The organism is Vibrio sp. B4-6, from assembly GCF_963888245.1.
GTDB classification, from domain to species: domain Bacteria; phylum Pseudomonadota; class Gammaproteobacteria; order Enterobacterales; family Vibrionaceae; genus Vibrio; species Vibrio anguillarum.
In genome coordinates this window covers 15,240-40,233 of the sequence record NZ_CAWPIM010000012.1, presented here as the reverse complement: position 1 = coordinate 40,233, position 24,994 = coordinate 15,240, and the positions used below count along the sequence as shown (strand labels likewise).

26 protein-coding genes are annotated in these 24,994 nt (G+C 40.0%); 1 reads left to right on the top strand and 25 read right to left on the bottom strand.

Annotated elements, in window-relative coordinates:
- From AACV20_RS05820 to AACV20_RS05805, 4 genes are all read right to left on the bottom strand, one after another.
- A partial coding sequence (locus AACV20_RS05820) for a DUF4062 domain-containing protein (RefSeq protein WP_170907959.1) occupies nucleotides 1–565 on the bottom strand: 565 nt, incomplete at its 3' end.
- A gap of 174 nt (nucleotides 566–739) precedes the next feature.
- Complete coding sequence (locus AACV20_RS05815) at nucleotides 740–1,252, bottom strand: GNAT family N-acetyltransferase (protein WP_094183092.1); 513 nt, start codon at nucleotides 1,250–1,252, stop codon at nucleotides 740–742.
- A 1,155-nt stretch (nucleotides 1,253–2,407) separates the two neighbouring features.
- Nucleotides 2,408–2,698: a YkgJ family cysteine cluster protein gene (locus tag AACV20_RS05810; protein WP_080536237.1), complete on the bottom strand. Its 291-nt coding sequence runs from the start codon at nucleotides 2,696–2,698 to the stop codon at nucleotides 2,408–2,410.
- A gap of 206 nt (nucleotides 2,699–2,904) precedes the next feature.
- Entirely contained in the window at nucleotides 2,905–3,573 is a 669-nt protein-coding gene (locus tag AACV20_RS05805) for a hypothetical protein (protein WP_170907957.1), read from the bottom strand.
- 2,186 nt (nucleotides 3,574–5,759) lie between these two features.
- Between AACV20_RS05805 and AACV20_RS05800 the strand changes: the two genes are divergently transcribed.
- Nucleotides 5,760–6,224, top strand: coding sequence for a hypothetical protein (locus AACV20_RS05800; protein WP_170907956.1), 465 nt, complete (start codon nucleotides 5,760–5,762; stop codon nucleotides 6,222–6,224).
- A 210-nt stretch (nucleotides 6,225–6,434) separates the two neighbouring features.
- Here the strand turns inward: AACV20_RS05800 and AACV20_RS05795 are convergent, their stop codons facing one another.
- The 21 genes from AACV20_RS05795 to AACV20_RS05695 form a co-directional block, all read right to left on the bottom strand.
- Nucleotides 6,435–7,319, bottom strand: a complete 885-nt coding sequence (locus AACV20_RS05795; protein WP_170907955.1) for an FRG domain-containing protein — start codon at nucleotides 7,317–7,319, stop codon at nucleotides 6,435–6,437.
- Between the two features lie 206 nt (nucleotides 7,320–7,525).
- Nucleotides 7,526–7,705: a DUF645 family protein gene (locus AACV20_RS05790; protein WP_029628718.1), complete on the bottom strand. Its 180-nt coding sequence runs from the start codon at nucleotides 7,703–7,705 to the stop codon at nucleotides 7,526–7,528.
- 889 nt (nucleotides 7,706–8,594) lie between these two features.
- Entirely contained in the window at nucleotides 8,595–10,247 is a 1,653-nt protein-coding gene (locus AACV20_RS05785) for a cell division protein FtsZ (protein ID WP_170907954.1), read from the bottom strand.
- Nucleotides 10,248–10,407: 160 nt separating this feature from the next.
- A complete protein-coding gene (locus AACV20_RS05780) occupies nucleotides 10,408–10,977 on the bottom strand; it encodes an ADP-ribosyltransferase (protein WP_170907953.1) in 570 nt (189 codons plus the stop codon).
- Between the two features lie 142 nt (nucleotides 10,978–11,119).
- Nucleotides 11,120–11,653: a hypothetical protein gene (locus AACV20_RS05775; RefSeq protein WP_212752654.1), complete on the bottom strand. Its 534-nt coding sequence runs from the start codon at nucleotides 11,651–11,653 to the stop codon at nucleotides 11,120–11,122.
- A gap of 159 nt (nucleotides 11,654–11,812) precedes the next feature.
- Entirely contained in the window at nucleotides 11,813–12,316 is a 504-nt protein-coding gene (def, locus tag AACV20_RS05770) for a peptide deformylase (RefSeq protein WP_115340162.1), read from the bottom strand.
- 152 nt (nucleotides 12,317–12,468) lie between these two features.
- A complete protein-coding gene (locus AACV20_RS05765; RefSeq protein ID WP_170907952.1) occupies nucleotides 12,469–13,383 on the bottom strand; it encodes an alpha/beta hydrolase in 915 nt (304 codons plus the stop codon).
- Between the two features lie 735 nt (nucleotides 13,384–14,118).
- The gene (locus tag AACV20_RS05760) at nucleotides 14,119–15,024 is read right to left on the bottom strand and encodes a putative phage abortive infection protein (RefSeq protein WP_170907951.1); all 906 of its coding nucleotides are present in this window, start codon (nucleotides 15,022–15,024) and stop codon (nucleotides 14,119–14,121) included.
- 155 nt (nucleotides 15,025–15,179) lie between these two features.
- Nucleotides 15,180–15,671 carry an AAA family ATPase gene (locus AACV20_RS05755; protein WP_170907950.1) on the bottom strand — a complete coding sequence of 164 codons (492 nt, stop codon included), beginning with the start codon at nucleotides 15,669–15,671 and terminating at the stop codon, nucleotides 15,180–15,182.
- A 157-nt stretch (nucleotides 15,672–15,828) separates the two neighbouring features.
- Nucleotides 15,829–16,092: a Txe/YoeB family addiction module toxin gene (locus AACV20_RS05750; protein ID WP_000098716.1), complete on the bottom strand. Its 264-nt coding sequence runs from the start codon at nucleotides 16,090–16,092 to the stop codon at nucleotides 15,829–15,831.
- Nucleotides 16,085–16,339 carry a type II toxin-antitoxin system Phd/YefM family antitoxin gene (locus AACV20_RS05745; RefSeq protein ID WP_001223794.1) on the bottom strand — a complete coding sequence of 85 codons (255 nt, stop codon included), beginning with the start codon at nucleotides 16,337–16,339 and terminating at the stop codon, nucleotides 16,085–16,087. Before AACV20_RS05745 ends, AACV20_RS05750 begins: the two co-directional genes overlap by 8 nt.
- Nucleotides 16,340–16,549: 210 nt before the next feature.
- Nucleotides 16,550–17,170, bottom strand: coding sequence for a hypothetical protein (locus AACV20_RS05740; protein WP_170907949.1), 621 nt, complete (start codon nucleotides 17,168–17,170; stop codon nucleotides 16,550–16,552).
- A gap of 692 nt (nucleotides 17,171–17,862) precedes the next feature.
- Nucleotides 17,863–18,378 carry a lipocalin family protein gene (locus tag AACV20_RS05735; protein WP_170899878.1) on the bottom strand — a complete coding sequence of 172 codons (516 nt, stop codon included), beginning with the start codon at nucleotides 18,376–18,378 and terminating at the stop codon, nucleotides 17,863–17,865.
- A 140-nt stretch (nucleotides 18,379–18,518) separates the two neighbouring features.
- Nucleotides 18,519–19,208 (bottom strand): hypothetical protein, encoded by a 690-nt coding sequence (locus AACV20_RS05730; RefSeq protein ID WP_170907948.1) that lies wholly within the window; start codon nucleotides 19,206–19,208, stop codon nucleotides 18,519–18,521.
- A gap of 144 nt (nucleotides 19,209–19,352) precedes the next feature.
- Nucleotides 19,353–19,952, bottom strand: a complete 600-nt coding sequence (locus tag AACV20_RS05725; protein ID WP_170907947.1) for a pentapeptide repeat-containing protein — start codon at nucleotides 19,950–19,952, stop codon at nucleotides 19,353–19,355.
- Nucleotides 19,953–20,084: 132 nt separating this feature from the next.
- The gene (locus tag AACV20_RS05720; RefSeq protein ID WP_049844102.1) at nucleotides 20,085–20,354 is read right to left on the bottom strand and encodes a Txe/YoeB family addiction module toxin; all 270 of its coding nucleotides are present in this window, start codon (nucleotides 20,352–20,354) and stop codon (nucleotides 20,085–20,087) included.
- The gene (locus AACV20_RS05715; RefSeq protein WP_005526636.1) at nucleotides 20,347–20,601 is read right to left on the bottom strand and encodes a type II toxin-antitoxin system Phd/YefM family antitoxin; all 255 of its coding nucleotides are present in this window, start codon (nucleotides 20,599–20,601) and stop codon (nucleotides 20,347–20,349) included. The genes AACV20_RS05720 and AACV20_RS05715 overlap by 8 nt, the downstream gene beginning before the upstream one ends.
- A 678-nt stretch (nucleotides 20,602–21,279) precedes the next feature.
- Entirely contained in the window at nucleotides 21,280–21,696 is a 417-nt protein-coding gene (locus AACV20_RS05710; RefSeq protein WP_017045395.1) for a VOC family protein, read from the bottom strand.
- Nucleotides 21,697–22,312: 616 nt separating this feature from the next.
- Nucleotides 22,313–22,786, bottom strand: a complete 474-nt coding sequence (locus AACV20_RS05705) for a hypothetical protein (protein ID WP_170907946.1) — start codon at nucleotides 22,784–22,786, stop codon at nucleotides 22,313–22,315.
- Nucleotides 22,787–23,489: 703 nt separating this feature from the next.
- Entirely contained in the window at nucleotides 23,490–24,026 is a 537-nt protein-coding gene (locus tag AACV20_RS05700; protein ID WP_047691615.1) for a DUF924 family protein, read from the bottom strand.
- Between the two features lie 173 nt (nucleotides 24,027–24,199).
- On the bottom strand, nucleotides 24,200–24,691 hold the full coding sequence (locus AACV20_RS05695; protein ID WP_306685575.1) for a toll/interleukin-1 receptor domain-containing protein: 492 nt from the start codon (nucleotides 24,689–24,691) through the stop codon (nucleotides 24,200–24,202).
- Nucleotides 24,692–24,994: the final 303 nt, after the last annotated feature.

Here is a 24,994-nt window from a genome sequence, read left to right as displayed (position 1 = left end):
GAGCAGCAGAAAGAACAATATCATTGTCTTTCAGCTTTTTTCTGGCATCCAGTGAGTCCATAAAAAGATCGGGGATTTGCTGAAGAAGCGCAGATTTTATATCTTGTGCAGTGTCAAACTTATACACCCAATTAGACTTAAAGTGTGAAACGCTTTCTACAAACTCAAGCACTTTCTGATTTTCAACATGGCTTGAAAAATCGGCAGTCGGGTTATTCTTCCAAATTGGAAGGATATTCATAATATTAGAGTTTACAAATACATAAATAGGAATGCCCTTTCTTTTCGCTTCAAGGTATTCTAAGTTTGTTATAGATTTACCACTGTCAGTTTGGAATCCATAACGACCACCGATGATCAGAACGAAGATATCTGCCTTTTCACGCACATTACGTAAACAGTTAGATATCGTATCCGTATCAGGAGATACTGGAAACGAGTCATACTCTGACAAAACCGGCTCAAGCCCGAATGTTTGAATAAACTCCCTTATATCAGCCCGAACCTGTCCTAAGTCGAAGCATGTAGAGCTAACAAAAACTGTCGGCTTATATCCAATTGGCATACTTTTTCCTCGTGCTTATTTTATCCTGCGCTCTAACGCCCGCTTAAGGGGCAGCCAACGCTACTACCAACTTACCGCATAACACCGTAATCACCAAAACCAACGCATAGTAAAAAATGCCGCGCGTTGGCTGTCCCTCTTGAAGCGTTTGTTATGTGAATTTTTCCAGCGCGCTCAATACACACAACCATTAAATTCAATGACTTGATCGCTTAAAGCATGACTGCCATTGTAAGACTTAACCATACCTCCACGGTAGACAAACTGATTCCAATTTTTCCGCTCCACGTCGAAGTAATGGATAGGCAAAACTAACTCCGAATACCCTGAGCTTCGATAAACATCTGGCTCATAAGCGAAGAGAAAAGAATGAGTTACCCCAAAAGACACTAAGCATCGATCGAGTTCTTTCACGATGACTTTAGCTAAGCCCAAACCACGCTTACTTGGTGTAATGGCAATACCACCAATTATGCCCCCTTTGAAGCTTATTGAGCCCTGCTTCATTAAACGACTATAAGCAAAACCAGTAGCGATAATCTGATTATCGTCTTTAATGAGAATTGCACAGACGAACTCACGATTGAAAATGAACATGGAATCTTGGCCAAAAACGGAGTTTAGATGAGCATTAAGTTCAGCTTCGTAAGCCCCAATCTGACCACTTTTGACAACTGATATTTTCAAGGTTGACTCCATTCACATAACGCCCGGCTAAGGGGTTGACAACGCACCGCCGAACTCAAAAAACACACTGTAAACACTGAACTTCAACTTTGCACTAAAGTCGCCAAGCGTTGGCAATCCCTCTTGAGCCGTTTGTTATGCAAATTCAATGAGATAAACTGACTTTACTCGATCAAAAGCCACGATTGCAATGGTTGAGTGATTCAAGAATCAACCCAAGTAGGAGCCGTGATAAATAAGCCGCCAAAACAAAGCCCACCTTTCAACAACAAACCAAGCTTTTGAATCAGACAAACTCAACGAGCGAAAACTTCAGCAAAAGCAAAATGCTCGATAAACTTGCCCTTTCCACACTTTGCGCACGCTGAATTGACAACAAAACAGCACCAAAACTGATTGAGGCAAACAAAGAACCTTGCCTGTTTTACGGCTTAAGTTAACCACGAATTTGAGGGTAAAAAAGCTCATTTGCCGACAACACAAAACGAATGGCCGGAGAAATCGAAAAGATTGAACCCCTAAATTTACCTGAGTTGCATAACGCCCGGCTAAGGGGTTGACAACGCACCGCCGAACTTAAAAAACACACTGTAAACACTGAACTTCAATTTTGCACTAAAGCCGCCACGCGTTGGCAATCCCTCTTGAGCCGTTTGTTAGGCCAACCAATTGACACCGACACTTTAAAAACCAAAGAACAGGGATTTTTACAAGCTTAAAACCAACTAACCGATTAATTTATCAACCAAAATGCTAAATCAAAAAAGAAACAAAAAACTCAAATTGAGCGGTTTGGAAGAAAAGTGACGAGCGTAGCATGCTCAGCGGACGTTTGGATGCTGAAGGTTATTTTGCCGATGAATTCACAGCGATAAACAACCCAACGCGATCAAGAAACAACAAATATGTGATGACGATTTATTGCTTAAGTCCAGCCATGAGAACATAGAATTCACCGTTCAATTCAAACCCGATTTAGCTGATAAAAACTCACTTTGCCTAACGCCCGGCTAAGGGGTTGACAACGCACCGCCGAACTCAAAAAACACACTGTAAACACTGAATTTCAATTTTGCACTAAAGTCGCCAAGCGTTGGCAATCCCTCTTGAGCCGTTTGTTATGGCTAACAACTCACTGATTTATTGGGTAAAACTTTAGAAAAGGTCTATCCGTTCATCTCGACATTCGTAAGAGCCCATTTCGAATTCTCGACAAATCCAAGGGCGATTTTCGTAAATTGTGCACATGAACGTTTCACGATCTAGAGCTGAACACCAACCATCTGACAAACGCAGCATCGTTTCTCCACCCCATTCATCAAATGCAATGTGCTGCTCTGGTACACCTGTATCGGTAATGATCATAACCTCCAAACGGCAACAACAAGCATGGCAGTTTGAGCACGATATTTCCGGATTTGATACATTTTTAATTGGGATTGTCATCGAGTTCTTCAGCAAGTTTAATCGCAGAATAGTACTCCAATTTAAACCAATTTACCGACATTAATGATGAACTCAACTTGATAGCCATAACGCCCGGTTAAGGGGCTGACAACGCAAAAACACTGAACCTAAAATAACAACCGTAATCACAAAGGCCGATTTGAACAAAAACCGCCACGCGTTGGCAGTCCCTCTTTAACCGTTTGTTATGCCTTAGTACCCAACTTTATGCGCAAAACACCCTTTAACTTATTTTTAACCGGGCTTACTAACTCCTCCCAGTTGTGAGTTAGTTCAAACCAAAATTTTTCAAGATCTTTCGGTTGATTCAAACTATTCAACTCCCCACTTAAATTTCCGACCTCTTTTTGTAACTGCTGTGTCCTTTTAAACGCTTGAACATAATATTTTTCTATTGCATCGAGCGATCCGGTTAAGTCTTTCTCCAAGTCGTCATCAATGTAAATTGACAGTTTCTCTAGCGTCTTCCTAGAATCATGAATATTTTTAAAAGATGAACTAAAAATAGTGAAAATTGAACTCAAACCTAGAAGATATGTAGCCTTATTTAGTTCCGCCTCTTTGATATTTGTAACAGTACAAATATCACTAATGCCGTCACCAAGGTTAATAATTAGCGAGTACAACTCTTTAATGGCTGCGACCCTATCCTGCTCATGGCGACTAAACTTTAAGCTATGCTCATAGTTTTCTTTGTCTAAGTCACTTTTAAACTTTTGCTGTTGTACTTGTAACTCATATAGGTGTTTAGATTTAAGTTTTTCAAATTGATGATTAACTAACACTTTAGCTAAAAAAGCTACAATGCTAGCCCCTGCAAAACTACCAACTAGTATCGAGTTAATGATGTCCATATGAGTCCTAAAGATTTCGTAAGGCATAACGCCCGGCTAAGGGGTTGACAACGCATAGCCGAACTCAAAAAACACACTTAAACACTGAACTTTAATTTTGCACCAAAGTCGCCACGCGTTGGCAATCCCTCTTGAGCCGTTTGTTAGGCCAATAGATTGACAACGATACTTTAAAAACTCAAGAACAAGGCTTGTTTGAAAACTGAAAACCAACTAAGCGATTCATTTATAAACCAAAATTTCAAATCAGCAAAGAAACAAAAAAACTCAAATTGAGCGGTTTGGAAGAAAAGTGACGAGCGTAGCATGCTCGGCGGACGTTTGGATGCTGAAGGTTATTTTACCGCTAAACTCACAACGAAAAGCAACCCAACGCGATCAAGAAACAGCAAATATGTGATGATTATTTATTGCTTAAGTTAAGCCACAAAACATGGAATTTACCGTTCAATTCAATGATAAAAACTCACTTTGCCTAACGCCCGGCTAAGGGGTTGACAACGCACCGCCAAATTTAAAAAACACACCGTAAACACTGAACTTCAATTTTGCACTAAAGTCGCCAAGCGTTGGCAATCCCTCTTGAGCCGTTTGTTAGGCCAATAGATTGACAACGATACTTTAGAAACTCAAGAACAAGGCTTGTTTGAAAACTGAAAACCAACTAAGCGATTAATTTATAAACCAAAATCTCAAATCAGCAAAGAAACCAAAAAACTCAAATTTAACGGTTTGGAAGAAAAGTGACGAGCGTAGCATGCTCGGCGGACGTTTGGATGCTGAAGGTTATTTTGCCACTAAATTCACAACGAAAAGCAACCCAACACGATCAAGAAACAGCAAATATGTGATGACGATTTATTGCTTAAGTCCAGCCATGAGAACATGGAATTCGCCGTTCAATTCAAACCCGATTTAGCTGATAAAAACTCACTTTGCCTAACGCCCGGCTAAGGGGTTGACAACGCACCGCCGAACTCAAAAAACCACTGTAAACACTGAACTTCAATTTTGCACCAAAGCCGCCACGCGTTGGCAATCCCTCTTGAGCCGTTTGTTAGGTCAACCAATTGACACTGAGACTTTCAAAACCAAAGAACGAGCTTTTTTGTAAACTTGAAACAAACTAACCGATTCATTTATAAACCAAAATGCTAAATCAGCAAAGAAACAAAAAACTTAAATTGAGCGGTTTGGAAGAAAAGTGACGAGCGTAGCATGCTCGGCGGACGTTTGGATGCTGAAGGTTATTTTGCCGCTCAATTCACAACGATAAACAACCCAACGCGATCAAGAAACAACAAATATGTGATGACGATTTATTGTTTAAGTCCAGCCATGAGAACATGGAATTCACCGTTCAATTCAAACCCGATTTAGCTGATAAAAACTCACTTTGCCTAACGCCCGGCTAAGGGGTTGACAACGCACCGCCAAATTTAAAAAACACACCGTAAACACTGAACTTCAATTTTGAACTAAAGTCGCCAAGCGTTGGCAATCCCTCTTGAGCCGTTTGTTAGGCCAATAGATTGACAACGATACTTTAGAAACTCAAGAACAAGGCTTGTTTGAAAACTGAAAACCAACTAAGCGATTAATTTATAAACCAAAATCTCAAATCAGCAAAGAAACCAAAAAACTCAAATTTAACGGTTTGGAAGAAAAGTGACGAGCGTAGCATGCTCGGCGGACGTTTGGATGCTGAAGGTTATTTTGCCACTAAATTCACAACGAAAAGCAACCCAACACGATCAAGAAACAGCAAATATGTGATGACGATTTATTGCTTAAGTCCAGCCATGAGAACATGGAATTCGCCGTTCAATTCAAACCCGATTTAGCTGATAAAAACTCACTTTGCCTAACGCCCAATTAACGTGTGAACAACGCACCAATTAACTTACTGCATTGCACCGTAAACACCGCAATAAATGCAAACCAAAATGGCCAAGCGTTGTGAATCACGTTGAATTGTTTGTTAGGTAAATTAACTCATTTGTAGTGTGACTCTCACCGCACTACTATCCGATTTTCGTGACTCTCAGTCGTTTACTCGACCAAAATCACAGTTGCATAATAGCCATAAATCAATAACTTATGCACCATTAATCACACGACAAGCCTCACATATTGAGGTGAAGTTATAAGGATATAGAGAACATATGATTATTGGGGTATAAACTATGACAGAATCAGCACGTAATAAAACCAAACGTAAGCTCATAAATAACATTAAAGACATTAAGCCAACACATCAGACAGCGATATTTTATAACAACTTTGATGAAGCCATTGAGTTCAATAATTTGATGCAGAAGATTAAAAAACCTATCAGTGCTGCATTCAAAAGTATCACTATGATTTGGGTGCTGAGATTAAAACATCAGCCTAACTATGGTGTGGTCGGATACATTCAAATTCTCACCACTACCGAACTTGATTTGAAATTGCTTAACAAAGTGCTCGCCAAATACACATGTGAGAACCAAGTTAGAACAGCACAACGTCCGTTTGACCGAGAAAAATATACAGACACAGTATCAGAGCAAAGGCTTGCCAATTTAGCCGCCTATTTGGGCTCAGGAACAAACCCAAGACGATATGCCATAACTAACAAGCCACAAATTAATAAAACCACTCAGAATTGATTATAGAGCATTTAAATCAGAACTTATCTCATTCACATGGGACTAACATGTGATAGTGAAACGTGAATAACAACCTAACGCCCGGTTAAGGGGCAGACAACGCTACTACCAAGCTTACGCATACACCGTAATCACAAAAAACCAACGCATAATAAAAATGCCACGCGTTGGCTGTCCCTCTTGAACCGTTTGTTATGGTGCAATTTTCCGCTATCTACCCCATAACACTCTTTTATACTTAAAAGCTTGAGCAGCATTATCATAAGACGGCATTAATGTTAGTTTTGAAATATCCACTTTATATAACAACCTCAGTAAAGGCTTAGCTTCATAACTTGGTAATGATAAACGAACTAGTGGGGGGTTCATATAGATACGATCATTAACCCTTTCATGTCGAATTATAGACTCAACACTTGGCCAACTATTATTTTCCTTATAAAAACAATTCGCTGAATTAACCAATGTGAATAACCCTCTCTGCGCTCTTAAAAAAGAGTTACTTGACTTTGGAGCAGTGACAATATCTATACTTGGAAGATGGTCAACTAATACCTTACTCAAACAGATTATAGAGAAATATTCTTCAGAATTAGATTCTAATGCACTCACTGCAGCGAAATATGCAGCTATAAAAGGAGATTCTGTCCAATCAAGTAAACGAGTTGGTAAACCATGATGCTGAGCTAATGCAATACTCGGTAAAAGTTCTTTCGTAAAAAAAGAGTCATGATATGTTAACTTTTCTTTGAAATGATCGTAGTTTAGTGGTGTTGTAAGTCCAATATGATCTGCAGCCTCTAAAAATAAAAATACAGTTCTTAATTCTGCATGATTGTGCAGTGCAAGATACTCTTCTTTTGTCTGATTAGGTCGTTTACGAGGTGGTTGTGGGGTAAAATCTTCCAGCCGATTTACATTACGATGAGCAGTTGGTAATAGTTCCCATTCTTTATTCCCTTGCCCCCTAAAAATATATCCATTAACAAATCGTTCACTTACATCGAAGATACTATCTGGTTCAAATATATTTTCTCCAACAAGAAAGTCGAAAAACTCTCTTGCTGAATCAAAAGAAATATCATTATCGTACATCTAGAACCCTCATTTATACTTGCACCATAACGCCCGCCTAAGGGGCTGGCAACGCATAACACCAAACTCAAACACAACAACCGAAACCACCGCGGCTCAATGGGACTGGAAACGCCACGCGTTGACAGTCCCTCTTGAGGCGTTTGTTAGTTTCGTAGCCCATTGTTTAAAAATGACTTTTTTAACACATTTGTTTGAAAATCATTTTACGCAAATGCATCAAACAAACACACGTCCAACACCAAAAGCTGTGAAGTTGGCTGCCAAAACTCAAAACGATCAAGGTTAAGTTGACCACGGTTAAGAGTCCGCGACAAAGAAAGCATAATTTCAGCGATGATGAAGCCATTTGCGAAACCAAACTTTGAGTGTTGAACATCCAACAGAGTTGAAGCATCGAGATTTGATGGCTTAAAACGACTTTGAAACTGTTGAACTTTCAACGCTTTCTACCAAATCAGTATCAAGAAAAACTCAAAAGCCCAATTGTGCAATTTGAACGCTAAAAGCCGATTTTTCAGAACCTTGTGCGTGAATTTTTGATGATTTTTCTTGAGAGAAACTAACGCCCAATTAAGGGGTGAGCAACGCTACCACCCAAACCTAAAGCATTGTACCGTAACCACTAAAGTTGAAGTAGAAGCAAAAATGCCAAGCGTTGGGAATCCCTCTTAAATTGTTTGTTATGTTTTACCACAAACACATGATTTACTTGAGAAAGAACTGCTATTTCTAACTAGTTTTCTGAAGCAAACCACAAGTTAAGAACCAACTTGGCTACCAAAGGCAGCCAACCAGAAACGAGTAATTCCACTTCCCTGCCCAATGAGGCAACCCAACGAACTTTCAACAAGCGCCCTTTCTTTCCAACCAAAGCGCAAGACAATGGCAAATTGCCGAGGCAACTGCCAAGCAAAAATGCCAATTGACTAAGAACCTAAAAGCGACTTTGAGTCAGTTAAACAAGAAACCAACCGGCACGACCTGACAATGAAGCAACCCACGAACATTGGCATGTTTTACGGGCAGAGAGGCTCACTAACTTAGGCCGACAATGCGGATTTGCTGAGTCTACTAGGGACGAATTGCCAAAGGGACAAAGAACAAGAGCCTAAGACATATAAGCCTTTGAAATACTAGTAAACATAACGCCCTGTTAAGGTGTGAGCAACGCAATACCAATGCCGCCGCATACCACCTTAATCACTTAAACCAACGCATGATGAAAATGCCACGCGTTGCGAATCACTCTTAAACAGTTTGTTATATGCGTTTTCACCTAGGTAAGGTAGCTAAAATACTGGTAAGTAATGTATACATAGAGTTACCAGCTACGCCATAAAATGTATTCTCTGCCAACATTTTCAACTTACTTGCCTGCCCTTGGTTTTTTATTTCCCTACGTATTTTTAGTTCAATAGAATCTTTCATATCTTGCGTCATTTCCGATGAACCGTACTCTTTCAGCAGAGAAACTAATTCTAAAGGCAATTGTTCTGATTGAGTCAATTGAATTTTTTGCAGCTCCTGTGATGTAACTAAACTGTCACAGATAACCTTTTGAAGGTCTTCCATACGATTTTCTAGTGAGTAAATCCGCTGTCTATATTCACCAGTGACCGCCTCATAGTTAGCGATAAGCCTCGCATTTTGTCGCAATTCAAGCTCGGCAAATTCAAGCTTCATTTGAAGCTTTTCTACATCCATGTTTGACTGAAGTACGTCACTAGGAGATTTCTTATTAACTACGACCAAGCCAAAGTCATAAAGCGACTTCTCTATCTTTTCAACTTCCCCAGAGACAGTTTCAACCACCAAAGTTATATTTGCACCTTCTTGCTTAATACTTACTTTAGCTTCAATACCTGCATATTGTTGATTAAGAAACTCATTAAAATACGACAGTATTGATAGCCCAGCACTAGCTTGATGAGGCTCAAAAGCAATTGATTTTGATAACGTAACAGTGTCGAACACGTCTTGTGAGATATTTTTATCGATCGGTAATTCCGGAAGTCCAGTTATAATTACTGTTATCTCAATAGATTCAACCATTTCAGGGTCTAAAGATGTTCCTATTACAACAACTGCATTATCATTCCCCATGATATTTTTCACAGCATTACCGACAGTTTCAAACTCATCTAAGCGCATATCCAACCCAGCAGTGATATTAACTAAGCATCCTTGAGCCTTAGTTAAATCAACGCTACTCATAGCTGGAGAGGTCAATAAGTTTGCGACAGCATCAGCTGAGCGTTGTTCGCCTTGATCAATACCATACCCGACTGTGGCTAGTCCCATATCACCGAAAATTGTACGAATGTCTTTCAAGTCAACATTGATCATTCCAGGGCGTGTGATTAACTCAGAAAGCCCCTTGATCACAGCCTTAAAATGATTGTTTGAGTCATGGAAAATATCACCTGCAGTTTGTAACTTGCTACTTTTAAGGTTTGAGTCGAGGAATCTATCGTTGTCGATACAAATAAGAGAGTCTGTATGTTCAGCTAACGATAGATACGCCTGTTGAGAGCGTTTTTTCTTGTAACGACCTTCAAACTCGAATGGAAAAGAGCAAAGACCAACACAGAGTATATTTCTTTGTTTTACCAACCTAGTAATATAGGGAGCCACAACACTGCCTGTTTCTCCACCAAGCCCAGCAACGACAAAAATAATATCTCGCTCTTCTACCCTGCCAATCAACTCTTGTTCGTAAAAGAACACCTGTTCGGATAGAAGTAGTGAATCACTAGTAGGGGAGCTATGGGAATACTCATTCAAAGCGACTTGAGATGAATGTATATAGAGCTTGTCAACATCAATAGTATCCTGAATTGACGATGTAATTCTACATCCAACAGTACCGACCCCAATCACGAGAACCGATACATCGGTGTTCATATCCATCATAGGTTCAAACATAAATCTCCCAATTTAATATTTCGTAGAAGCATATAACGCCGCGTTAAGTAGTGAGCAACGCCACCACGAAACTTAACCATACCACCGTACACACTTAACCCAACGATGGAGTGAAAAATGCCATGCGTTGGGAATCTGTCTTAAACGCTTTGTTAGCCCACTATACTAAATGCAGTACATACTTTGTAATTGATGAAAATTTGCTTCCATAATAATTGCCTGCAAGAGCAGAGATTTCATCTTTGTCTGTTATTTGAGAGGTTGATATAAGCTTAAAGCAACTCCCTCTTGGCAATAATATCTCGGACTCTTGCGCCATAGCTGGATTTTTTTCTAATGGAATGGCCTTTGCCCCTGCCTTACAATGAATTTCAAGGTAACAAGGAAGGTTAGAGAACCCAGATGCAAAGTGAGTAGATAAATTAGTATTTTTTGTCGATGTAGAAAGATATGCCGCATAAACATTGATCTCACTTGAGCTATCCAAATAACCTTTAACTACATCTTCAAAACATGCTCGATATAAAACCTGATCATTTGGCAAAGTGAATAAACCCGAGATTTCATCGAGACCAACTAAGTAATCCTCATATTCTGGAGGTAGTTTTCCCTTGTCCAACAAAAGAGAATTGAGATGATACGCAAATGATTTTCCACTGATGATTTCAGATGAATTTTTATATGCATCAAAAGCTTTTTGTTGTTTATCTGTAAGATTTTTATATTCCATATTTCCCCGTTACTACTGAGTGGGCTAACGCCCAATTAAGGTGTGAAGCACGCAACCACGACACTAAATTTAACCACCGTAATCACCGAACTCAATTCAAACCAAAAGTGCCAAGCGTGCTGAATCACTCTTAAATTGTTTGTTAACCCTCGCTCGCGCTATCACTCTCTACAGGCACACGATAACCTTTCGACTTCCACTCCAATTCTTTAGCATGACCTTTACTGAGGATTTTGAGCACCATGTTTTTAACTAAACACCAAGCTTTCAGATAAATGGGCATACACTCCCATTTAACCCGTTCCCAGTCGTGCTTTAAGAGTAAAGCCATATGTGTAGTAAATTCTTTAGTATCAGATTTGTGCTCAAGCTTATCGAATACATCTAATACCTTTTGGTCTACATTAGATTTCGGGTTAAGGGATGTCGCTAGTTTCGCTCTTAGACTGGCTATTTTAGCTGCGTCTGGAACTATATTGTCATTAGCAACTAAAGCGACCATTTCCTGCGTTAACATTCTCATTTCGCTACGCCACTTTGCCCTTTCCTTGGTAACCTGTTCAGTATGAACAGATTTTTCATCTTTTCTTAAAGCGAAGAAAGCACCAAGCCATCCTGTAAGAGTTACTAATGAGACCCCCGCTAGTAAAGAAGCGATATCAAACTCAATATTCATTATTTCCTCGTAGTTAAAAAGAGGGTTAACGCCCAATTAAGGGGTGAACAACGCCTCCACCCAAACCTAAAGCATTGTGCCATAAACACTAAAACTGAAGTAGAAGCAAAAGTGCCAAGCGTTGTGAATCCCTCTTAAATTGCTTGTTATGAGCGGGGGTTAAGAGTGCGCTTTGACGTACTTTTTAACCTTTTTCATAGCCATTTGACGCTTAAGTGGCGAAAGATAGTCGATAAACAAGTTACCCGATAAATGATCTATTTCGTGCTGCATTACGATGGCTAGAAACTCATCACTTTCGATGGTTATTGGCTTACCTTCGCGATCTAAAGCAGTCACAACAACTGAAGTAAAACGCTCTACGTCTGCATAGTAATCAGGAACTGATAAACAACCTTCTTGACCCAATGCTTTATCCGAGCCACTAACCACTTCTGGGTTAACCAAAATTAACGGTTCATCTCGACTTTCTGAAAGGTCGATAATAACAACTGCCTCTTTACGACCAACTTGAGTCGACGCCAAACCGATACCATTGTCAGTTGCATATAGCGTTTCCAACATATCGTCTATTAATGTTTGTACCGTCGTAATATCTTGCACCTTTTCCGCTTTGACCTTAAGCCTTGGATCCGGTGCAATCAGAATTTCTAAAACTGCCATATTTTCCTTCTAATTCTTGGAAGCTCATAACGCCGCGTTAAGTGGTGAGCAACGCTAACCACCCTACCTAAACCATTGTGACATAAACACTTAAATTGAAGTAAGCCGAAAACGCCATGCGTTGGGAATCCGGCTTAAACGCTTTGTTATATCTAATTTTTTATTTGGTTTGAAATTGCAGCGATACAACGTTTTGCCGAATTACACACACCAGACAACTGAAAGAAACCATGAATTACACCCAAATAACGTTCACAGTAAGCGTCAACGCCTTGTGAAAGCATCAACTTGTATAAGTGCTCACCCTCATCGCGTAGCGGGTCAAACTCTGCGGTAATAATAGTTGTGATAGGCAAACCGCTGAAGTCACTGTTTAAAAGGTTAAGCTCTGATTCAGTAATGTCTTTAGAGCTACAGTTCGCGTATAACTCGAAGCCAGAAAGAAGCATATTTGCCGTTATAATATAGTCTGAACCATTTTCTCTGTAACTTTGCGAATTACCTGTTGGATCCAGCATTGGGTAAATAAGAATTTGCTGACGAGGCAACCACTGTTCTAGTTTTTTTAGCCTAAGCGTCGTCGCCAAAGCCAACTGCCCTCCAGCGCTATCACCAATAAAGACTAAATGCTCTGAATCACCACCATACTTATGCGCTTGCGCCTTAATGCCAAGTACAGCTTGGTAGACATCATCGTGTGCTGCTGGATAAGCATGTTCAGGCGCCAGCCTGTATTGAATGCAAATAACTATCGAGTTGGATAGAAGAGCAATTTGTCTTAGCTGAGCATCATGTGTCTCAAAGCCACCACTGATGAAACAACCTCCATGAAAGTAGACAGTTATAGGTAAGTTCACTTCATCTGTAGGCTTGTAAATCTTAACCGGAATACTATTAATTACATCTAAGTATTCGCTTTCAATTTTAGGACTCTCACCAGCTAATGCAGTACTACCAATATAGCCAGCCCGGCGATCAGCGATTGTTTGTGCTGAAGGGCAAGGTTTACCATTAGACTGAAATTCTTCGACTAGCTCTCTGATGCCAGCTTCTAGGTACTTGGTCATTTTATAACTCTATCACTAAAAAACCGGAGAATAATATACCAGCACAGAAGTATGTATATACATACAGTCAGGATGTGTGATGTAAATTAGATATAACGCCCGGCTAAGGGGTTGACAACGCACCACCGAGCTAAAAAAACATACTGTAAACACTGAATTTCAATTTTGCACTAAAGTCGCCAAGCGTTGGCAATCCCTCTTGAGCCGTTTGTTAGCTGCTGCACTTTAGCCGGAGATTGACTACCCAACGGCCTAATTTAAAACACATTATTGCTTTCAAGCGACAAAGTAAAACGGACAACTGAGAAACTAATACCTAATCCACGAAACGCACTTGGCAAAGAAGAAATAACAGGAAAACTTGACGAGCTTTTAGAACTTAAATTTACAAAGGATTCTTTCGAAGAAGCCAACGGCCAAGTGCGCGAAATCCATTTAAGCGCGAAAGAGCTTCAAAACCAAAGAAGCCACACCAAAGGAATAAACAAACACACCACTTCCCGTAAACAGACTTCGGTTAGTTCAACCGCTTCACGAACAGTGCCACTGGCGAGATACGCGGAAAAGTGCTGACGTTCAGGTGTAAAGCTAGAGCCTCAGACTAAGAAAAATAAACGCTTAATTTTATGGTTTTTCTTAACCTCAGCTAACGCCGCATTAAGGTGTGAGCGGCGCTTGGCTATACTTGAGCGAAGCGAAAGTGCCAAGCGTTGCGAATCACTCTTAAATGCTTTGTTATATTTTTTTCCCACGACTTTCTTTGAGGGTACGTTTTATCTTTCTTAGATCTTTTTTATCAAAAGGTAAATGATAAACCTTCCTACTAGCACTCAACATAATACCATGATATTTCTCATATATTTTCCTTTGCGTCTTAGACACCCCTAAAAAGCTACATCTATTTTCAAAAAGTTTCGCTTGATGCAAATAGTTTCTAAGCTCGTTCCCTTCTTCTGCAACTAAGCAACTATAAAATAAGTATTTTGTCTCATAAACTGTTAACTGTGACGATACTAAATCCCAATACACCTGCTTCTGTTCAAAACTATCAATCTCTGAATCAATTAACGCATATATACTCTTTAACGTACCTAAATATCGACCTTGTCGATGTAAAGTATTTTGTATTACAATAAACAAAGTGTATTCGATCACAAGTTTTCCGTGCTCATCTGAACGCACATACTCACAATTAACTTGATTTTTGTAGTTTTCTGTAAATTTATTTAGCAAAAATACTAATGCTTCGACACCACACACTCTATGATTATGCTCAGGTATAAAAACTGATATTTCCTTTAAGTTTTCATTTCTGAACTCGAGCAATTTATAAAATGAATCATTAAACATCTGATTTTTAAATATATCTTTCTGCTCTTTTATCTCATTTCTAGTCTCAGAAAGCTCTAACCTTTGCAGTTTAAGCTCTTCTTTTTGCAATAGAATTGTAATTATCATTCCACAAAAAGCTAAACCCGAAAATAGAGACGTAATGATACCAAAGCTATCACCAAATATGCCTGCTTTATCAATTGAGAAGCTATCTATGGGCCATGAAACTGAAACCAAAAACAACGCGTAGAGCAGCACTGGTAAAGTTACGGTTAAGATTAAAATTATTGAAATTGTTTTGATTTTCACATTTACGCCTAATTAAACACCAATATCCGATAAAATATAACGCCCGGCTAAGGGGTTGACAACGCACTGCCGAACTCAAAAAACACACCGTAAACACTGAACTTCAATTTTGCACTAAAGTCGCCACGCGTTGGCAATCCCTCTTGAGCCGTTTGTTATAAGCGTGGTTGAGTATCCCTATGAACCCAAACAACATTTTCATTCGACGCTGGTGTTTCAAACCAAGACCAGAACAATTTCAACATTTCAGGTGTAATTTCATACGATTTGCCATCCAAATCTGAATTACGTGAAAATGCCCTTTGTTGGCATGTTTCGAAGGGAACATCAAGATAATGAACTTCACTCTCAACGCCCACCTCTGATGCCCAACCAGTAAAAGTTTCTCGGTCAGCTTTGCGCCAAAAACCAAAATCGAAAATAACTGGGACACCAAGAGCAGAAAGCTGGCGAGCAAAGTCTTTGAATAAGTCTTGAAGCGTAGCCAAACGGCTATCGAAGACTTCACGCTCCATATGTTCACCATATAAAGGAATCATCCATTCATCGATGGAGAAACGAAAGGCTCCATGTTTATTTGCAAGCTCCTTAGAGTAGGTAGTTTTACCCGAACCAATAAAGCCACATACGAAATAGATTTTGGTCATAATTCCTCTTTAGCTTATAACGCTCGCTTAAGGGGCAGCCAACGCTATTACCAACTTGCCGCATTACATCGTAATCACAAAAACCAACGCATGGTAAAAATGCCACGCGTTGGCTGTCCCTCTTGAAGCGTTTGTTAGCTGCCTTTAGTCAGTTGGTTCAATAATGGTAGCGACACGAAATAACCGTTATTGCATTATCATCAACAGCATAAACCAGTCTATTGGTATCATCGATCCGTCGAGACCAAAAACCAGATAGATTTTCCTTTAGAGGCTCTGGTTTACCAATGCCTTCAAACGGTGAACGCTTAACATCATTGATGATTTTATTGATCCGCTTGAGTGTTTTTTTGTCTTGTGTTTGCCAGTACAAGTAGTCATCCCAGGACTCATCTGTCCATGACAGTAAACGACTACTCATCAATCAGATCTCTTTGGGTAACTTTTCCCGCTTTGAACTGGGCAATGGAACGGTTTAGATGTTCAGCGTTCGCTGGAGAGCGAAGCAAATGTACGGTCTCCATTAGACTATTGTAATAATCCAGCGACATAACCACGGCATCTTCTGAATCACGTCGAGTGATGACGGTTGTATCCGCATCATTCACAACGGCATCCAAGACTGCTTTTAAACTATTCCTAGCTTCTGTAAAAGAAACGATTCTCATAGAACCTCCAACATGTACTGCTTACGGAACAAGTATAGTATTTACAACTCAACTTGTACAGCTAAAGGAACATATTCGCCAGTAGGCAGCTAACGCCCAATTAAGGGGTGAACAACGCCTCTACCCAAACCTAAAGCATTGTGCCATAAACACTAAAACGGAAGTAGAAGCAAAAGTACCAAGCGTTGAGAATCCCTCTTAAATTGCTTGTTAGGTCGGTAACTTAAAGTATTCAGATCTTACCGAATCGTTTATAGCAATTGGTATATCTTTGACAGTGCCATCATATGCTAAAGATGCATACTCTTCCTTTAGAACATCGACTAAACAATCCTCTACAAACAAATCGAGACACTCATGAAAGTACTTTTCGAAGTACTTACTAGCCACTTTATCGAGGTGTTCAAATTTTTCGTTCAGTTGACAAAAGGCATTCTTTGAGTCGTTGTTTGCAACCAACTTCCCCATGTTACTCAAGTCAATAGTCGGTTGATGAAACACTAAATATGTAAGTTCATTGTAACTTATCGTACAGGACTGGTAGAGCTTACTAAGCTCTAATGATTTCATGAAAAAAACAGCTCCACACGAAATACAAATACCTCTAAAGTCGATATGAACTCTTTTACCATTTGCTAGTGCCCATTCTAAATTGCAGACTAGCCTTTCATATTCAGATATCTTTCCACCGGAATTACTGACAACGTCAATATGTATTGGTGCCATAGAATGCTTTAAGGCATCGTTAAGCACATCTAGCTCATCGGCTTTCTGAGTAATAAGAGGTTTAAATGTTGTCAAAAAATATTTTCTTATTGGGAATAACTTCACTCTATTTTTTCCTCGGAGACCTAACGCCCAATTAAGTGGTGAACAACGCACTGGCCAAGCCACTGCATTGCACCATAAAACACTTTACCTGACGCATAGTAAAACTGCCACGCGTTGAGAATCCACTTGAATTGCTTGTTATGTGAATTTTACCGTGAATTCAAAGTAAACCACCGTAGAAATGAAGAGATTTGAATAAGTTACGTAAAAACTGATGCTTACCAAAACCTAAATTTCACAGCGATCTTAGCCGAAGAAAGCCACTTACAGAATCAACGACAAAGAAAGCGCCCTTTCAGCCACAACAAAACCTTTTGTTTCACCAGACTTTCAGAGCTGAATATCAGCAAGCGAATCAGTCAAAAAGACATTTCAATTAAAGCGATTTGAAACTGACTAAACTCAACACAAACCAGATCCAAAACTCAAGTGAGGCAACCCAAGAACCTTGAAAACGATTAATCTCAGGTTGTCCAAGAATCCATTTCGACAAGCCAACTTGCCGAAAACACGGAACGAATTCTCAATGAAATCGTAGAATTAACCATAAAAACTCATCAAACACATAACGCCCGGCTAAGGGGTTGACAACGCACTGCCGAACTCAAAAAACACACCGAAAACACTGAACTTCAATTTTGTACTAAAGCCGCCACGCGTTGGCAATCCCTCTTGAGCCGTTTGTTAGGTATTTATTGCTGCCGAACGTAAATGAGCCGATTTGTATCAAAGCCACGCTCTTTCGACATTTGAACGAACTTCTCCAGAATGTCTGGTTCGACTCTAGGCGTTCTTGAAAGTAACCACAGATATTCTGTATTCGGCCCTGATACGAAGGCATAACTGTAGTTTTCACGCTCTAACTCAAACACCACGTAAGAGCCATAAAACGGACCAAAAAATGAAACCTTCAGATAACCGTCTGTTGGACTATTTACAAAGTAAGCTTTGCCTTCAGCCTCTTTCCACTCACCTTTCTCTTCGGAATAACCACGATTAAGAACCGAAACACCGCCATCATTTCGAACACTGTATTCCGCAGTAACCTGACTTAAACCTCTTTCAAAAGAGTGATCAAGTCGAGCAACCTCGTACCATTTACCTAAATAATTGTTCAGTTCAAAATCCGACACAGGCTTTACTGATTCGGGCATACCCAAGCAGCCGTTTAATAAAACAGTACAAATAATCAACAAGATTGATCTCATGATGCCTCCAAATACCTAACGCCCTGTTAAGGTGTGAGCAACGCAATACCGATGTCGCCGCATACCACCTTAAACACTAAAAGCAACGCATAGTAAAAATGCCACGTGTTGCGAATCACTCTTAAACAGTTTGTTATGCATTAGTTAAGTTCGGCTTCAATAACTTGCAACTGACCAAATACGCAGCTTTTAGTTTGACACCTTGTGGGAGAAACAATGACTCCTGACTCAATAAGAACCTCAAATTCGTTTGCCATATTTGAGCCCCCTTTCTTAAATACAATAGCCTTTTTACTGCATGCTTGACCAACAGTTAAAACCCACACAACTGGAGTTGGGTTTCTATCAGGTAACCGATCATTGTCTGCATGCCACAGCGCAACTTGTGGACAGTAAGTCGTCGATAAGGGTCGATTTGTTACTAATGGTCTATTTAAGGGTAAGGAACCACCATGAAAAAGTGTTTGACCTGATGGAAGCAGAGACCCGAAGTCTCTTATTTCAGCATCAACACTGTGTAACTCTGCTTTTTGCGGAATATTTCGATAGAGATTGGTTGATGAGATGTCTTTTAAGTAAGGCGTCAAACGCTTAATTTCTGCAAACGCCCTACTATCCAATATCTTAGAGTGAAAATCATGCACAACACCTGAGCAACTATAGTTGGCGATTGTATGCATCAAAAAATCCAATGCACTATTAATTTTTGTAACCGGTTTTAAAGGCTGTGTTGGTAGACCATACTTTTTAGCTTTTTCATGCAGCTCAATTTCATATTGTAAAGGTCCATCAAACAATGGAAAAAAATCAATTGGTGGATAAATACTCATAACTTTCCTTATAATGCATAACGCCCGGCTAAGGGGTTGACAACGCACCGCCGAACTTAAAAAACACACTGTAAACACTGAACTTCAATTTTGCACTAAAGTCGCCACGCGTTGGCAATCCCTCTTGAGCCGTTTGTTAGGCTATTAATCCACCAATTCAATACCTAAGCTTTCTAATAAGCTCAACGCTTCATATCGTGAAAACTTAGCCTTTTTAACGTTATTTTCTAGTACGTCAATGGAGTATGCTGTTGATTCACTGAAATCAACCCCTTGCAAATTTGTTCTCATAAATAAACTGTGGCTAAAATCACTATAAATCATTATTGAACCTGCAAAGTTACCTTCACGGAAATCAACATCATGCAACTTACATTCATCCAAAACCAATTCATTTAAGGTCAGGCCAAAGAAAGACGAGTCATTTAAAATACAACGCTTAAAACTTAGCTCAAAGTCTGAGTGATAAACTGGCCATGTCGCTTTCGTCCAATCAACGCCAACTAACTTACTGTCTTGAAATTTAAGCTCAAAGAGCTTTGAGTTTGTAAAATTCACCAAACTCAAATTGCAGCGTTCAAATGTGCAGTTTGTAAACTTACATTTCTGGAATTTAACCGCTGAAAAATCGCAGTCGGAGAATTGGCAATCTTCAAACTCGACGTCGCTATATTTCTCATCAGGTGAGTAAAGCTTCTCAAAAGAAACGTCGAAATATTGCTCATTATTTTTTAAATCTGTCATCGTATCCTCTGAATAGCCTAACGCCGCATTAAGGTGTGAGCGACGCTTGGCTATACTTGAGCGAAGCGAAACTGCCAAGCGTTGCGAATCACTCTTAAATGCTTTGTTAGATGCCAGATCGCTGAACCTAATTTAGTAGTGGTAACGACACGAGATTATCGTTATGGCCTGATCATCGACTGCGTAAACAAGCCTATTAGTATCATCAATACGACGAGACCAAAAACCAGATAAGTTCTCTTTCAATGGCTCAGGTTTACCGATACCCTCAAATGGAGAACGCTTAACATCATTGATGAGTTTATTGATGCGCTTGAGTGTTTTTTTGTCTTGAGTTTGCCAATAAAGGTAATCACCCCAAGCGTCATCAGTCCACGACAGTAAACGCTGACTACTACTCATCAATTAACTCTCGTGCGGTTGTTTTACCTGCACGGTACTGTGCTATAGAACGGTTTAAGTGTTCAGCGTTTTGAGGAGAGCGTAGTAAGTGCACTGTCTCCATAAGGCTATTGTAGTAATCTAAGGACATAACCACAGCATCTTCAGAATCACGACGTGTAATAACTGTTGTATCAGCGTCATTAACTACACCGTCCAAAACAGCTTTAAGACCATTTCTTGCTTCAGTAAAAGATACGATTCTCATAAGAACCTCCACATGTACATTTAATGGAACAAGTATAGTCCTCACAACTCCACTTGTACAGTAAACTGAACATGCGATATTGATAAGGCAACTAACGCCCGGCTAAGGGGTTGACAACGCACCGCCAGACTCAAAAAAAACACCTTAATCACTGAACTTCAATTTTGCACTAAAGTCGCCAAGCGTTGGCAATCCCTCTTGAGCCGTTTGTTAGGCCAACCGATTGACACCGACACTTTCAAAACTAAAGAACGAACTTTTTTATAAACTTAAAACAAACTAACCGATTAATTTATAAACCAAAATGCCAAATCAGCAAAGAAACCAAAAAACTCAAATTTAACGGTTTGGAAGAAAAGTGACGAGCGTAGCATGCTCGGCGGACGTTTGGATGCTGAAGGTTATTTTGCCGCTAAATTCACAACGAAAAGCAACCCAACACGATCAAGAAACAACAAATATGTGATGACGATTTATTGCTTAAGTCCAGCCATGAGAACATGGAATTCGCCGTTCAATTCAAACCCGATTTAGCTGATAAAAACTCACTTTGCCTAACGCCCGCTTAAGGGGCTGACAACGCAAAGCACTGAACTTAAATTAACAGCCGTAATCACAAATGTTAATTTGAACTGAGAGCACCACGCGTTGGCTGTCCCTCTTGAAGCGTTTGTTATGCTACCTTTTTGCCATTGGATGGCTTGGATTCAATTGAAGAAGATCCCACAAGTTTCCATACAAGTCTTCAAACACTGCTACCGTTCCATAGTCTTCTTCTGTTGGCTCGCGGACGAAGTTAATACCAATCGATTTCATACGCTTAAAGTCACGCCAGAAATCATCAGTATTTAGGAACAGGAATACTCGACCGCCTGCTTGATTCCCAATGAAATCATGCTGCTCTGGCTTCGAGGCTCTGGCAAGTAACAACGTAACACCATGAGAATTTGGTGGAGCCACAACCACCCAACGTTTGTCTTGTTCAGGTTGATGAGTATCTTCAATAAGTTCAAATTTGAGTTTGTTTACATAAAAATCAATGGCTTCATCATAATCTTTTACAACTAAAGCAATATGGACAATGTTCTGTTTCATAGTATTCCTTATTGAAGATTTCGACTGGTAGCATAACGCCCGGCTAAGGGGTTGACAACGCACCGCCAAATTTAAAAAACACACCGTAAACACTGAACTTCAATTTTGCACTAAAGTCGCCAAGCGTTGGCAATCCCTCTTGAGCCGTTTGTTAGGCCAATAGATTGACAACGATACTTTAGAAACTCAAGAACAAGGCTTGTTTGAAAACTGAAAACCAACTAAGCGATTAATTTATAAACCAAAATCTCAAATCAGCAAAGAAACCAAAAAACTCAAATTTAACGGTTTGGAAGAAAAGTGACGAGCGTAGCATGCTCGGCGGACGTTTGGATGCTGAAGGTTATTTTGCCACTAAATTCACAACGAAAAGCAACCCAACACGATCAAGAAACAGCAAATATGTGATGACGATTTATTGCTTAAGTCCAGCCATGAGAACATGGAATTCGCCGTTCAATTCAAACCCGATTTAGCTGATAAAAACTCACTTTGCCTAACGCCCGGCTAAGGGGTTGACAACGCACCGCCAGACTCAAAAAAACACACCGTAAACACTGAACTGCAATTTTGCACTAAAGTCGCCACGCGTTGGCAATCCCTCTTGAGCCGTTTGTTATATTTTATTTTCTACATAGCTTGGGACATCAACTTTTTGTCCACCTTGAGAAAAGTGGAGATCAAATCCATAAGCTAATTTCTCTAGCGGAGCCTCGTTATAGCCAACACTTTGAACCTCGGTTATGTAGCGTTGCAAAAAGCCAATAGCGCCCAGAGTCTTCCATTGGGCAACATGCACCAATTCGTGAAAGTGCAAACGTAAGTTCTGAGCGGAACTCGGCACAATATAATAAGTGTTCTTATATGTAATACCTTGAACTTCCATATCAAGAAAGTGACCTAAACCTACTTCGTGTAATTCTGGGAAATCTGGCTTTGGGATACTATCAACGATTACAAAATATGAGTCAGCTAGAAATTTTTCAGAGTAGAAGCCAGCGAACTCACGCGCAAATAACATACAACTTTGTCGTTGACTAGAAAACCTTTCGTTCGTTAAATCAATCCATTCTTCGATTCTGTTTAGCACGATGAACTCCAGTAAAATATAACGCCCGGCTAAGGGGTTGACAACGCACCGCCAAACTCAAAAAACACACTGTAAACACTGAACTTCAATTTTGCACTAAAGTCGCCAAGCGTTGGCAATCCCTCTTGAGCCGTTTGTTAGCTGCTGCACTTTAGCCGGAGATTTGCTACCCAACGGCCTAATTTAAAACACATTATTGCTTTCAAGCGACAAAGTAAAACGGACAACTGAGAAACTAAAACCTAATCCACGAAACGCACTTGGCAAAGAAGAAATAACAGGAAAACTTGACGAGCTTCTAGAGCTTAAATTTACAAAGAATTATGTCTAAGAAGCCAACAACCAAGTGCGCAAAACCCATTTAAGCGCGAAAGAGCTTCAAAACCAAAGAAGCCACACCAAAGAAATAAACAAACACACCACTTCCCGTAAGAAGACTTCGGTTAGTTCAACCGCTTCACGAACAGTGCCACTGGCGAGATACGCGGAAAAGTGCTGACTTTCAGGTGTAAAGCTAGAGCCTCAGACTAAGAAAAATAAACGCTTAATTTTATGGTTTTTCTTAACCTCAGCTAACGCCCAATTAAGGTGTGAAGCACGCAACCACTACACTCAACTTGACCACCATAAACACTAAACTAAACCCAAACAAAAAATGCCAAGCGTGCTGAATCACTCTTAAATTGTTTGTTATGTTGCTGATTTAGAAGCCAGAATTTGGTTGCTTTAGAAATTCTAGCTCGGCTTCTGTTGACTCACGACCAAGTATTTCATTTCGGTGTGGGTAACGTCCAAACTTGTCGATTATCGCTTTATGCTTATACTCAAACTCTATATTACTTTCGATACCTACCGACTCAAAAAGTTTGACTGCTTCAATATGAATTAACTTCGATTCACTGTGCATAAACGGCATATAGAGGAACACTTTCTGGATATCAGATAACTGACTGTCTAAACCGTTTGCTATAGCAAATTGAGTTAGGGTTACTGCCATTGAGTCACAAGTGAAAGACTCTGGTTTATTTCGGTAAATATTACGAGAAAATTGATCCAGGATTATAACCTCAGCTAAAGCACCTAAAGGTATCTCACGCCAACTAGCTAATTCACCTGATTTCGCTTTGTCATGAAGCTCTCCGAAGCGACTTTTAATCATAAGATCAAAGGCTTCATCTTTTTGCCACCATTGCATAGGCTCAAGCTCATTGAACCAAAAATCTATGATTTCCTTGTACATTTCACTATCCTTATTTACTCGAAACTGCATTGCAACATAACGCCCGCCTAAGGGGCTGACAACGCATTACCACAAAACTCAAACACAACAACGGTAACCGCCGCGGCTCAATGGGACTGGAAACGCCACGCGTTGACAGTCCCTCTTGAGGCGTTTGTTAGAGCACATTTGAGCTAGAATTCAATTTTTACTAATTCAGCAATTTTTTGTGCAACAACGGGCAGCGCATCTTCAGATGTATCTAAACCACTTCTAGATGCGAGTAATGGACTAACATTGCGAAGTGCTTCATATGTAGTCTCATGGATTACAGGAATGAGTTGGTTACCGGCTAAAAGAGCAGAAAGTTCTTTGTCCGCGACTCCTTCCTTAGGTAAGCGAGCTAACATTGCTGGCGTTACAAGGACTAGCCCTATCCGTGAGTTAGCTAACCCCTTATCGATTGCACGCATCATTGGTACACCGAGAGCGAGATCTTTTTCGCTAAACCAAACATTTACGCCAGATGCTTCAAGAAGGTCATGAAGCTCTTTTGCGACTCCCTTACGATCATCCCAAGCGTGACACAAAAAGATATCGCGAAGATCCGGTTGTTCAGCTGCTCTCCTTTCAACAGTTTCACGAATTGGCGTGAGTGACTGTATTTGGTTGGCCGTATATGACACAGACGAACTTGATTTCGACCATTTAGGCCTTCTACTACTTGCACTTGAACTACTGCTGCTACTCCCAGCATATGATGAATATGATGGTGAAGAATATGAAGAATATGAAGAATAGCCTCCATAACTACGACCGCGACTACTACATGCGGGACATGCCGCTGCACCACTAGCGGTTCGGTGTCCATTTCTTGGTGCTGTACATCTTGCCATACTGTAAATACCCTTTTTAATGAAATTTATTTGGATTAGAAGATATAAAGTGCCGACCTTAATATTCAAAATTTATGGACAGCCAACAATATT

Bases quoted from the DNA above. Each gene is read 5' to 3' on its own strand.
- AACV20_RS05810 (WP_080536237.1), bottom strand. From the start codon at position 2,698: ATGACAATCCCAATTAAAAATGTATCAAATCCGGAAATATCGTGCTCA.
- AACV20_RS05805 (WP_170907957.1), bottom strand. From the start codon at position 3,573: ATGGACATCATTAACTCGATACTAGTTGGTAGTTTTGCAGGGGCTAGC.
- AACV20_RS05800 (WP_170907956.1), top strand. From the start codon at position 5,760: ATGACAGAATCAGCACGTAATAAAACCAAACGTAAGCTCATAAATAAC.
- AACV20_RS05795 (WP_170907955.1), bottom strand. From the start codon at position 7,319: ATGTACGATAATGATATTTCTTTTGATTCAGCAAGAGAGTTTTTCGAC.
- AACV20_RS05785 (WP_170907954.1), bottom strand. From the start codon at position 10,247: ATGTTTGAACCTATGATGGATATGAACACCGATGTATCGGTTCTCGTG.
- AACV20_RS05780 (WP_170907953.1), bottom strand. From the start codon at position 10,977: ATGGAATATAAAAATCTTACAGATAAACAACAAAAAGCTTTTGATGCA.
- AACV20_RS05775 (WP_212752654.1), bottom strand. From the start codon at position 11,653: ATGAATATTGAGTTTGATATCGCTTCTTTACTAGCGGGGGTCTCATTA.
- def (WP_115340162.1), bottom strand. From the start codon at position 12,316: ATGGCAGTTTTAGAAATTCTGATTGCACCGGATCCAAGGCTTAAGGTC.
- AACV20_RS05765 (WP_170907952.1), bottom strand. From the start codon at position 13,383: ATGACCAAGTACCTAGAAGCTGGCATCAGAGAGCTAGTCGAAGAATTT.
- AACV20_RS05755 (WP_170907950.1), bottom strand. From the start codon at position 15,671: ATGACCAAAATCTATTTCGTATGTGGCTTTATTGGTTCGGGTAAAACT.
- AACV20_RS05750 (WP_000098716.1), bottom strand. From the start codon at position 16,092: ATGAGTAGTCGTTTACTGTCATGGACAGATGAGTCCTGGGATGACTAC.
- AACV20_RS05745 (WP_001223794.1), bottom strand. From the start codon at position 16,339: ATGAGAATCGTTTCTTTTACAGAAGCTAGGAATAGTTTAAAAGCAGTC.
- AACV20_RS05735 (WP_170899878.1), bottom strand. From the start codon at position 18,378: ATGAGATCAATCTTGTTGATTATTTGTACTGTTTTATTAAACGGCTGC.
- AACV20_RS05730 (WP_170907948.1), bottom strand. From the start codon at position 19,208: ATGAGTATTTATCCACCAATTGATTTTTTTCCATTGTTTGATGGACCT.
- AACV20_RS05725 (WP_170907947.1), bottom strand. From the start codon at position 19,952: ATGACAGATTTAAAAAATAATGAGCAATATTTCGACGTTTCTTTTGAG.
- AACV20_RS05720 (WP_049844102.1), bottom strand. From the start codon at position 20,354: ATGAGTAGTAGTCAGCGTTTACTGTCGTGGACTGATGACGCTTGGGGT.
- AACV20_RS05715 (WP_005526636.1), bottom strand. From the start codon at position 20,601: ATGAGAATCGTATCTTTTACTGAAGCAAGAAATGGTCTTAAAGCTGTT.
- AACV20_RS05710 (WP_017045395.1), bottom strand. From the start codon at position 21,696: ATGAAACAGAACATTGTCCATATTGCTTTAGTTGTAAAAGATTATGAT.
- AACV20_RS05700 (WP_047691615.1), bottom strand. From the start codon at position 24,026: ATGTACAAGGAAATCATAGATTTTTGGTTCAATGAGCTTGAGCCTATG.